Here is a 10676-nt window from a genome sequence, read left to right as displayed (position 1 = left end):
GTAAAGCATGAGGAGAGAATCGTGTCGAAGAAGATCCGGCCGGCAGCGTGGGCGGCGTCCCTGTTCGGCCGCGACGTGGCAGCCACGCTGACGGAGGCCATCCCGTCGGCCATCCAGGCCGCCGTCGGACGACAGATGGACGGCCACCACGCGGTCCGCCTGACGTCGCGCCACGCCTTCGGCGGAGGCTGGCCGGCGCGGTACGAGGAACTGGTCAACCACCTCGGTGAGGTCTCCGGCGCCCAGACGGTGCGCCCGCTGGGCAAGAGCTACCGCATCGTCGTCATCAACAACGTCGCCGTGCTACCGGTGGAGTACGCGAAGGACCTGGCGACTGCCTACGACAGCCCTCGCGCCCTGAAGAAGATCAACAAGACGACGCTGGAGCTGGCGCGGCTCTTCGGCCCCAAACCCGATCATGAACAGCCGGCCTTTGAGGGAATGGAGTCCGAGTCCGACGCCCACGCCACCGACCTGCTGCGCGGGCTGGAACCAGACGGTATCGTGATCATCTACTACGCCGCGCACGAGCGGCACGGGCTGCTCAACATCGGATGGGGCCAGATCAGCGTGAGCCAGACAGGCACAGCGAGCTGGGTATCCGCGCAACCCCTGCTCGTCCCGTCCGCGGACCCGATCCCCGGACTTCGCCTGGTAACCCAGCCGTCGGCCTCGACCGCGTCGCCGCGATTCGACCAGGCCGAGCTGGCCAGCCCGACGCTGCGCGCCCGTACCGCCGCCGAGCAGGCCACCGCCAGCCCCGTAGCCGAACATAGCGACCACCAACAGCGAAGCGATGCCCAGAACTGACGAGCCCGATGACCTGTTCTCTGCCGGCGGCCTCCCCGTGGAGTCGCCCTCGGGGTCAGCCAGTGCTGTCGCCAGGCAGTTCGACTCGGCACGCCTGACACAAGCGCGCCAGCTCGCCGGACTGACCAAGAAGGAACTCTCCGACCGGGTCGGGGTCAGCGCTGCAGCCATCGGCCAGTACGAATCAGGCGCGCGGCCACGACCCGAGATTCTGATCGCCCTCGCCGAACACCTCGGCTACCCGATCGGCTTCTTCCAGGTCGGGCGCCCCTACGCCCGCCTAGACTCATCCGCAGCGCACTTTCGCCATCTCCGTGAGACACGCTCATACCAGCGCGCCAAGGCCGTCTCCTTCACTGAGCAGATCTGGGAACTCATCTACGCCCTCGAACGGCGCGTCTTCCTGCCCCACGTAGACCTTCCCGGGTTCGCCGGCGGCGAGATTCATCCCGGCGCAAGCCTTCCCACCGAGCCAGTCCAAGCCGCCCGGGCTCTTCGTCAGCACTGGGATCTCGGCACCGCGCCCATTCCGCACCTCGTGCGCACCCTTGAAGTCCACGGCATCGTCGTCGTCCATGCGCCAGCCGACGGCGACTTCCGTACAGTGGACGCCTTCTCGACCTCCCGGCTACCGCGGCCGTTCATCGTCATCAGCCGCGACCGATCGCAGGACGTCTACCGGCAGCGCTTCACCGCCGCACACGAACTCGCCCACCTCGTGCTCCACGCCGACGCCCTTCCCGGTGACTCCAGACAAGAACGAGACGCCGACGCCTTCGCTGCAGAATTCCTTACCCCACGCGACAGCATTACCCCGCTTCTACCTGCGAGAGTGAACTTCGCGACGTTCGCTGAACTCCAGCGCACATGGGGCACCTCAATCCAAAGTCTCATCTATCGCTGCCGAGAAGTAGGCCTCTACACCGACACCACCGCCGCACGCGCCTACCAGCGCCTTAACCAATCCAAACCGGCTTTGGAGCCCATCGACGGCTTTCCCGGCGAACAGCCGACACTCCTCAGGAAAGCCTTCGAACTAGCCGCCGACCATGGCCTGACCATCATCGCGCTTGCACAGGAACTGCGCTGGCCGGTGGAACGCATACGGCAGCTACTCGGTGCCGTCGCCGACCGCCCAGCGCTCAACCTTATTGCTGGCGGCAAGACGGCGAAAAACACGGCACCGATGACCGATCGTATTCGTCACCTGAAGGCAATCAGTACGGACATAGTCTAACGACCTCAACTGGACGACTTCCCATGCGGGGCCAGCCCTCACCCGCAGGATGCATCTAGCTGGCCGCTGGACGTATTAGCAACACTGCGGTGGAGAACCTTCAATTCCTTACCGCACGCAAGGCCCGTCTCCTAACCTCGAACGACCGTCTCCTGAAGAGGAGAAAGGTTCAACAGCGGCAACCACGTCAAGCCCTCGGGCAAGGGCAGCGACGGACACGAGGATCGCGTCGATCTCGTGGTCTCGGTCACCGCGCTGCACCCGCTACGTCACCAATCTGCCGGCCCCCTACCCGCAGCAGGTCATCGGCGCCTCCAGGCGGCTCCTGCAGGTTGAGAAGTACCTCCGCATGCCAAGACAGACATCGGCGCACGACCCGTCTTCCACCACACCCGCGAATCGATCGAGGCGCACCTGACGATCATGTTCGCCGCACTGGCCGTGTCCCGCTGGATCGAGAACACCACCGGCGGGAGCATCAGATGCTTCGTCACCAAGCCCGCCGCTACCGAACGGTCACGATTCAGGCCGGCGACCACTCCGCAACGCTCCGCGAGTTCGAGAACGTGTGCCACAGGCCTGACTCACACGACGACAGGGAAGATAGCCGGAAGGCTATCTTCCCTGTCGAGATAAGCGCGCCCGAAGGGACTCGAACGTAGGGGTCTGGTACTGGTGAAGGTTCCCGCAGGCTCGGATGGCGGAGCAGCATTCAGCCATGACGACGATGAGCCTGTTTCGGCCGTGACGTCGGGCCTCTGCTGCTCCGCCCGCGAGAGGCGCTAGCTACCCGCTCCAGACTGGATCCTTAGAGTGTGACCGTCGAGATGGAGGTCGTAGGCGGGGCCGGCTTTCGCGACGGTCACTCCAGGCAGGCCGATAGCCTCATCGAGCAGCATGCCGACGATGTCGGTGGGGTACGGGTACCCGCCCCACTGCAAGTGCCATCGTCGGCCGCCGCCGACGAGGCGGCGGCCGCGGAAGTCGTTAACGTTGCCGGGTTTCGGCCGCTGGAGCGGGTCGCAAAACCAGTGACCGATGGCCCATCGACCGGCTACGTCGCGGGCGTCGAGGCGCATAGCCAGTGCACGCAGAATCGCGGCGGCCCCGCCGCCCGGAGTGGGGTTAAACCGCAGCATGTGCTGCTCCGTGGCGGCGAGGGGCACGTCCGGCGTCCACCAGCGGTAGCCGTCTTTTGTTTCGCGGGAGTACACCGCGAAGCGGGTCTCGTCGAAGACCCCACGGCGTTGATCAGTGAGAGTCATACGCGCGCCGGTGGGTAGGTGCACCAGCTGATAGGTCCCCGTGCCGATCGTGCGGCTAAGTCGTAGGCCCGGCAGGCCCGCCGATCCGGAGCCCTCTCCGTTGGGGACGAGGTAGCCGAGGACGTTGGTGGGGCAGTCGGATACCACGACGAGTTCGTCGATGCGGGGCGACATCGTAAGCGAGTAGTGGGTCAAGCGGCTGACAATCGAGGCGCCGGCAACGGCTCCGTCGAACAGGTACGTCGCGAGCAGCGCGCGCAACCGCTGTTGAGGGATCGTGCAGCGGTCCAGACCGAGGTCGCCTACATGTCCGACTCCCTGCCGCGCTGCAGTGATGTGCTCGCCGGTGTAGGCCGCCCGGAGTCGGGCGTGGGCAGTGTGGGCTGTGTGAGGCATGCGTGACCCTCCATGCTGCCCGGCCAGCGATGTCACACACGTCGAGTACAGGAGTGAGTTTGAGCTGACAGAGTGGGCGTAGCACACCCTTGGTCGTAACGCCCGCCACGTCCGGGGCAATGGCCTGCGCTACTTCCAGCCCTCTGTCGTGGCCGGATTACGCCTCGTAGGCTAACAGGCGCGCGAGCGCCCACGCGACATGCGGGCGTGGCGGTACCTGCCGGTGGACTTTCCGCCCTGGCAGACCGTGTACTTCCACTTCAAACGGTGGAACCGGCGGGGTGTGACCGATTGGATCCTCACCAAACTACGGGAACAGGTCCGGCGGGCTATCGCTCGGCAACCCGAACCGACGGTGGGGGTCATCGACTCCCAGAGCGTGCGAGCCGCCGACGCCGTGCACCGCGACAGCCGTGGTATGACTGCAGGAAGAAGATCAACGGCCGGAAACGGTTCATCGTCACCGACACCCCCGGGCTGCCGGTCACCGTCTGGGTCCTAGCTTGATCTTTAACCTGTGCGGCGTGGTCTCGGGTTATTCGAGGTCTTCGTTTCTTGGTGTTGCTGTTCGGCTTATTGCTGGTGGCCGCTGTGACGATGTGGACGTCGTGGCGGGCTGCTCGGTGGCGGTTGGGGTGTCCGGGCGGTCGTCCGGGGCCTGGTCGGCTCGGTTTCGGCGCGGCGGCGGGGCAGCCGGCTTTGGTGCGTAGGTGCCGAAATGCGCGGCGGACGCGGGCGGGTGAGAGCCGTTCGGGGGGCGCTGGGCGTTCCCAGGGCCGGCGGAGGTCGCCGACGGCGCCTCGGGCGAGGCGTAGCTGGGTGTAGGCGGTCAACACGAGCCAGGTCCAGCGGTCGGCGGCGTTCGGGTCGCGTAGTTTCGGGCTGGTCCAGCCGAGGGTCTGTTTGAGCATGCGGAAGGTGTGCTCGATGTCGAAGCGGCGCAGGAATGCCTGCCAGAGCAGGTCGACCTCGGCGGTGGTGGCGGCGGGTTGGGACCACCAGAGCCAGACCGGTTTCGCGGTGGCGCCGGAGGGCAGCCGGTCGACGGTCAGCAGGATCACGGTGCCCTCGATGATCGGCAGCGGGCCGTGCTGGGCGGTCCAGGCGGTGCGGTGGGTCAGCCGGGGGTGCAGCCGGCGCCAGGCCCGCGCGGTCGCGGTGCCGTAGAGACGGGTGTCGGTCGTCGTGGCGACGTCCGGGTCGCCCCAACTGGCCGGGTCGCCGAAGATGAACTCGCCGCCATGGCGTCGCGGGCGGCCGGTGGTGCCGGGCAGCCGGGGTGGCGCGGGTCGGCGAAGCACCCGGTCGGAACGCATCCGCACCAACACCTGCACTGGTAGATCAGCGAGGAGAAACGCCAGCCGGGGCCCGTCGTAACCGGCGTCCGCGACGATCCACACGTCCGGATCACCGGGCTGCCACTGCCCGGCAGCGATCAGCCGCTGCACCACGTCGCGCAGCTGGCCGGCGGTGACCGTGGCGGCGTCGTCGCCGGGCGCCAGCCTGCGGGCGTCCAACGGCGCGGTCCACGAGGTGCGCCCGGTCTCCAGGGCGGTGACGAACGAGTACGGCCAGCCCGGAACCCCGACGTGGGTGTCCTTGCCGCGCCCGTAGGTGTGGCACAGCACCCGCTGCGGGCAGGTGTGAGCTTCCGGCCGCAGCCAGCAGGTCACATCCACCGCCAGGACGATCCGCCCGTCCGCGGCCCGTGGCAGCGGCACCGCCGCGACCGCGGTCTGCAGCCGCTCGATGTCGATCCGGCCGCGGTTCAACGCCGCGTACAGCGAGCCGTGACCGCGGCGGTGCTCACCTACCAGCGATAACTCCACCAGCGACCGCACCGGCGCATCCCCGCACAACAGCGCGTCGGCCAGCTCGAACAACGCGTCCCGTCGAGCGGTCAGACAGGCGTGGAACTCGCGCCGGAACGCGGCCAGCCGCCCGACCTCGCCGGTCGTCCCGGCATCGTGCACACTGATCACCAGACAGCCCTTGGTTTGCGATCTTCTTCCCTAGACAAGAGGAATGATCGATCAAGGGCTGTCCCCACGATCAGCCGGGGTCGATGCCACCGCCCAACAGGTTAAAGATCAAGTTAGCCGCACGACCTCAGGATCGACCCGAAAGACGACGTCTACGTCGCATTCCGGTAAGACGGTCACTCGTCGGCGGCAGCCTGGGGAGCCGTGAAAGTGCTCGGTACGATGCGGCGGTACGAAGTGTTGTCGGACCGACTACGACGGGGTGACCAGGGTGCCGGATCTCGGGTTGACCGCGGACCAGACGGAGGCGCTGCTGCGTGCTGCGGCCAACGGCGATTACCACCTACTGCTCGGCGCCGGTGCCAGCCGTGACTCGGTGGCGCGTAACGGCAGCAAGCTGCCCGGCAGCCAGGATCTGTTAGAACAGCTGGCTACGGAGTTCGCCGTGAAGTACGACGCGGACGACCTGCTGTGGCGGGTCTACGACCGCGTCGTCCAGAAGGCCGGGGCGAAGCCGGTCTACGATTGGCTGCGGGAGCTATTCCATGAGGTCATCCCGCCGAACTGGATGGATCCGTTCGCCCGCTTCCCGTGGCAATGCGTGTGGACGCTGAACGTTGACGACTCGTTCGAGCGAGCGTAAGGCCGGGTGATGGGCGAGGGCTCGCGAGCCGTGCGCCGGGTCAATTGGGACGACCAGTTCAGCATAACCCGGGACCTCTCGGTGGTGCACCTGCACGGCAAGGTGGACGAGGAGGAGGTCCAGCGGTTGGTCTTCTCCCTAAGAGCTCCTAACGAAATGATGTGGGCGTGTCCTCGGGACGCGAGGATCGTTCTGTCTGGATGTGAGGAGGGGTGAGCAGCCGCCGTGGATCGTCTCGGACGATCTGTGGGCCGAGATCGCACCGCTGCTGCCACCTCGTCCGCCTCGGCGTCATCGGTTCCCGGGCCGTAAGCCTCTCGATGATCGCAAGGTGTTGTGCGGGATCTTGTTCGTGCTCTACACCGCGATCCCTTGGGAGTACCTGCCCCAGGAACTCGGCTTCGGCTCAGGCATGACCTGCTGGCGCCGGTTGCGGGACTGGAACGACGCCGACGTGTGGCAACGACTGCATGAGGTCCTGCTGGGCAAACTTCGCGCCGCCGGGCAGTTGGACATGTCCAGGGCGGTGATCGACGGCTCCCACATCCGGGCGCTCAAGGGCGGCCCAAAACCGGTCCGAGCCCGGTCGACCGCCGCAAGCCAGGCTCGAAACACCACGTCATCACCGACGCGGCCGGCATCCCCCTCGCCACCGCGCTCACCGGCGGCAACCGCCACGACGTCACCCAACTGCTGCCCCTGGTCGACAAGATCCCACCCATCAAGGGCATCCGAGGCCGGCCCCGGCACAGACCCGACAGGATCTACGCCGACCGCGGCTACGACTTCGACAAGTACCGACGCGAGCTACGCACCCGCGGCATCACCCCAGTCATCGCCCGACGCGGTATCCCACACGGCTCCGGACTGGGCACCCGACGCTGGGTCGTCGAGCAAACCATCGCCCTGCTGCACTGGTTCCGCCGCCTACGGATCCGCTGGGAGATCCGAGACGACATCCACGAAGCGTTCCTGACCCTCGCGTGCGCCATCATCTGCTGGCGCAGGCTCCAACACTCAAAGAGTTAGGACCTCTAAGTGAGTACGCGGACGCCGCGGTCGCTGGCGCCGCGTGGCCGGCGAACTTCCGCGACAACTACGGCATCGCGCCGTTCGTCATCGTCGGCGCCCGGATCCGCGACGAGCCGGACATCGAGGCGGTGGTGGCGCGCCGCAAGCCGGCGCACCCGGCGCCCACGTTTTATGTGAATCGCAGCATATCGGAGACAGCCGCCGACGATTTCCGCAGCTGGAACGTCATCCCGGTGAGGATGACCGGCGAGGAGTTCATCGCCGCGTGGGCCGAGCTGACAGGCATGGATTTAACTACGCCACCGGCCGCACGGGAGGAGGTCGGTCTGCGGGTCGGCCGACAGTTTGTCGAGCTGCGGACCGACCGGGTCGGGAAGGTTCCGCAGAAGCACGACTTCATTGGCGGGGACGAGCCGCTCTGGGCGGACATTGTCGCGCGCCGCTTCGCCGAGCTGGACTGGATCAGGGAGGCGTCGGACACTGTCAAGCGGCTGGGTTCAGCGGGGGTGCCGAGCAGTAGCGCCGTGGTCTATACGGGGGAACGGCTGAGCGGGCGCACTACCGGCCTGCTGGCAATCGGCCGGAAGCTGCGGGAGCTCTCATGGCGTACCTTCCTATTCACCGCAGACCAGCGCCTGGACGTCGAGGCCCTGCTGACGTACGCCGCTGACCAGCGGCCGATAGCGTTGCTGTTCGACGGCATTACCGACTTCGCCGACGACGTCAACGACCTGATTGGACGGGCAAGGAATGCAGACCTGAAGATCGCCTGCGTCGGGGTGGACCACGCTGGGCGCAGCGCCGGGCTGCTCGGCCGAATCGAAACCAACTACCTGGTGGACCGCACCGTCCGCACCATCAACCGGCGGCTCACCAGCACCGACGCGTCCCGGCTCGTCGACACATTGAACCGGCTGACCCGGCTCGGCACCCTAGAGGACCAGGACGACCGTGCCCGTCGCGGGCACTTCCGTAACAACGAGATCTTCGACGCGATGGCGCAGCTGGAGAACGCCCCTGGGTTCGGCCGGCGGGTGGAGGACGAAATCCGCGACTTCTCCGACGACGAACTGTGCTACCTACTATTCGCCTCTTACGCCGCCCGGGTCGGCACCCGTCTGCACGTCATCGACGCGGCCCGGCTGCTGAATACGCAGAGCGAGGCGATTATCCGGCGGGTCTCCGGCGCCAACCGGCTCGCGTCGGTGCTGTCCACCGACGGTGACTGGCTACGCACCCGCCAACGGTGGCTCGCCCTGCCGTACTGTGTGAAGCGCCTCGGCGAGGACCAGTCGCTGGAGACGCTCGCCCAGGGCATGGTGCGGATCGCCAAGGGCCTCGGCCGGCAGAGCCAGCTCGAACGCAATGCCCGCGGCCTGCTCGTCGGCTCGTTCATGAAGTACAAGAATCTCCGCGGCGTCTTCTCCAACGCCGACCTGGAACCTTGGTACGACAGGCTGTCCGGCAGCTTCGGTTCGTGGAGCGCCCGTTTTTGGGAGCAGCGGGCGATCATGAGTCGGCACGACGGCGAGCTGCGGCCGGAGTTGCTGTCTCGGGCTGAGTCGTACGCTCGCCGCGCGGTCACCCTGGTCAGGGACTCCTACAGTCTCACCACGCTCGGCGTCGTGCTGCTGGCGAAGGCTGCACGCAGCGACGAGGCCGCGCTGTCGACGTACTACGACGAGGCGATGGACCAGTTCGAGGCGGCGCACGAACTGGAGACCAGCAACCTGATCACGTGGATGGCCTATCTGCGACACTCGCTGTCGGTCCTGGAACGCTTGATGATCATTGAAACGACGGGCGACCTGCATGAGCGGATCGTCGACGACTGGCTGCGGATCTACGGCCAAGTTTCCGCAGTCGCCGCATCCAGCGACGCCACTCGGAGCGACCTGCGCACCCTGCGCCGCAAATTCGACGCCACCGAGACAGGCAGAATGTAGCGGCAGAACCGCCGATAATGGGTTATCTAAAGGACGTCCGGAACTCGGAAGCCGGCCGTGGCCGTCACGGCCACGGCCACGGCCACGGCCACCGATGACGCCATAAGCTACGCGCCAAGCTGTCGCGTCTGAATGCCGAACGCCGGCCCTGCACGGCGGACCGAAACGGCATTCGAGCGGTGGCAATCCTCTCCACTGATTTGCGAACCGCGAGGCTCCGTGTGACGTGCCGCCCCTTCCGTTGCTGGTCTATGGGGGAAGCCCCGGTACGGCGGTAACGCTAGCCGTTTGATCTCAGCCGGCCGCACGATCATCTGCGCGGTTTCCGGCGGGGCGAGACGGCGTCGATGAGAGTCCGACTCAGAGCGCGGCCTAACTCGGCAGCCCCCGGCCCAAGCGCCGCTAGGGTGATCAGCTCGTCAGGTGGCACCTGGATCGGCTCGTTCGACAGCATCAAGCTGGTGGCCTGCTGTGGCGGTTCACCATGCGGCTTGCCAGGCTTGATTCGGTGGCGGACGCGTGGTCGGTGGGCACCGAGCAAGTATCGCAGCCGGCGCGCCGTCGGCTCCTGCAGAAGATCGGGAGCCGCCCTGGCTGTCTGAGTGGCCCCTATCGGCCGGACACCTCGATGTCTGTCAGGAACTCTCGGTGGGTCTTGTCGTATGTGTCGGGTTGACGTTGGGCGCAAGCCGTCCGCCGTAGCCGCCTGGTCGACCGGCCCATCCGTGAAATCCCGCTCCGAAGTGTGGTGATCACGGCAGCAAAGCCGTCGCCTAGCGAATAGACCGTCGCCGACGATTCAGCAGCGTCTTCCGACCATGCTCAGTCCCGTTCATCGCCAACGGGCCAGTCGGCGTTGACCTTGCCGGGTCCGATCCCGTCTCCGACAGGAGTAACGACATGCACCTTCCACGTCGAGTACGCCAGAGCCAGAACTGCCCGACCGAGCGACCGGCGCGCTCCACCCGGGGCAGACTTCACATGGGACGCGTGTTCGCCGCGATCGCGGCAGCCCTGGGTGCCGCGATCATCGCGCCGATCACCACAGGCACACCGGCGCACGCCGGCTACACGTGGTGCGGTAGCGGAGTCAACAGCTGGGGCGACGGCAGGGTCGCCTGGGGGTCCTGCGAAGGCGTGACCTCGCCGACCAGGTGGCGGTTGGTCGTCACCTGCACGTGGGGCCAGTCCCGCACCTCGAGCTGGTTCTACGGCTCCGGCCGAACGGACGTGTCCTGCCCGGCCTGGACGGTGGTCACCGGCCACTGGACCGAAGCGATCGGCTGAACCATCTCCGCCGGGCGGGCTCGTGCCCGCCCGGCGCTGCCATACCAGTCCCTTAGCCACTATTGCCCTTGAAGGGCA

General features: G+C 66.8%; 8 protein-coding genes and 2 pseudogenes. 8 read left to right on the top strand and 2 right to left on the bottom strand.

From position 1 onward, the window contains the following. Positions 1 to 21: 21 nt before the first annotated feature. The 3 genes and pseudogenes from HUT12_RS05205 to HUT12_RS32670 all read left to right on the top strand — a co-directional run. Complete coding sequence (locus HUT12_RS05205; RefSeq protein ID WP_176092665.1) at positions 22 to 810, top strand: hypothetical protein; 789 nt, start codon at positions 22 to 24, stop codon at positions 808 to 810. Further along, complete coding sequence (locus HUT12_RS05200; RefSeq protein ID WP_176092664.1) at positions 797 to 2047, top strand: XRE family transcriptional regulator; 1251 nt, start codon at positions 797 to 799, stop codon at positions 2045 to 2047. The genes HUT12_RS05205 and HUT12_RS05200 overlap by 14 nt, the downstream gene beginning before the upstream one ends. Positions 2048 to 2378: 331 nt before the next feature. After that, positions 2379 to 2527: pseudogene (locus HUT12_RS32670) on the top strand (IS1634 family transposase); the annotation flags it as partial. A gap of 302 nt (positions 2528 to 2829) precedes the next feature. Here HUT12_RS32670 and HUT12_RS05195 read toward each other — a convergent pair. After that, complete coding sequence (locus tag HUT12_RS05195; protein WP_176092663.1) at positions 2830 to 3573, bottom strand: hypothetical protein; 744 nt, start codon at positions 3571 to 3573, stop codon at positions 2830 to 2832. 334 nt (positions 3574 to 3907) lie between these two features. On the opposite strand from HUT12_RS05195, the pseudogene HUT12_RS33340 reads away from it, so the two are divergent. Next, positions 3908 to 3991, top strand: a pseudogene (locus tag HUT12_RS33340) (IS5/IS1182 family transposase); the annotation flags it as partial. A 79-nt stretch (positions 3992 to 4070) separates the two neighbouring features. Here the strand turns inward: HUT12_RS33340 and HUT12_RS05185 are convergent. Next, positions 4071 to 5690: an NF041680 family putative transposase gene (locus tag HUT12_RS05185; protein WP_254876721.1), complete on the bottom strand. Its 1620-nt coding sequence runs from the start codon at positions 5688 to 5690 to the stop codon at positions 4071 to 4073. A 271-nt stretch (positions 5691 to 5961) separates the two neighbouring features. Here HUT12_RS05185 and HUT12_RS05180 point away from each other — a divergent pair, with 271 nt between their 5' ends. The 4 genes from HUT12_RS05180 (at position 5962) to HUT12_RS05165 (ending at position 10598) form a co-directional block, all read left to right on the top strand. Next, complete coding sequence (locus HUT12_RS05180; protein WP_176092661.1) at positions 5962 to 6333, top strand: hypothetical protein; 372 nt, start codon at positions 5962 to 5964, stop codon at positions 6331 to 6333. Between the two features lie 229 nt (positions 6334 to 6562). Beyond that, positions 6563 to 7362 (top strand): IS5 family transposase gene (locus HUT12_RS05175; RefSeq protein ID WP_217706061.1). Its coding sequence is split into 2 segments (ribosomal slippage): positions 6563 to 6899 and positions 6899 to 7362, totalling 801 coding nucleotides; the frame shifts between segments, so codons are not numbered across the junction. Further along, positions 7317 to 9311, top strand: a complete 1995-nt coding sequence (locus HUT12_RS05170; protein WP_176092659.1) for a hypothetical protein — start codon at positions 7317 to 7319, stop codon at positions 9309 to 9311. Before HUT12_RS05175 ends, HUT12_RS05170 begins: the two co-directional genes overlap by 46 nt. 981 nt (positions 9312 to 10292) lie before the next feature. After that, positions 10293 to 10598, top strand: a complete 306-nt coding sequence (locus HUT12_RS05165; protein WP_176092658.1) for a hypothetical protein — start codon at positions 10293 to 10295, stop codon at positions 10596 to 10598. Positions 10599 to 10676 lie beyond the last annotated feature (78 nt).

The sequence above is a fragment of the Verrucosispora sp. NA02020 genome, from assembly GCF_013364215.1.
Classification (GTDB): Bacteria; Actinomycetota; Actinomycetes; order Mycobacteriales; family Micromonosporaceae; genus Micromonospora.
This window is presented reverse-complemented; position numbering and strand designations above follow the sequence as displayed.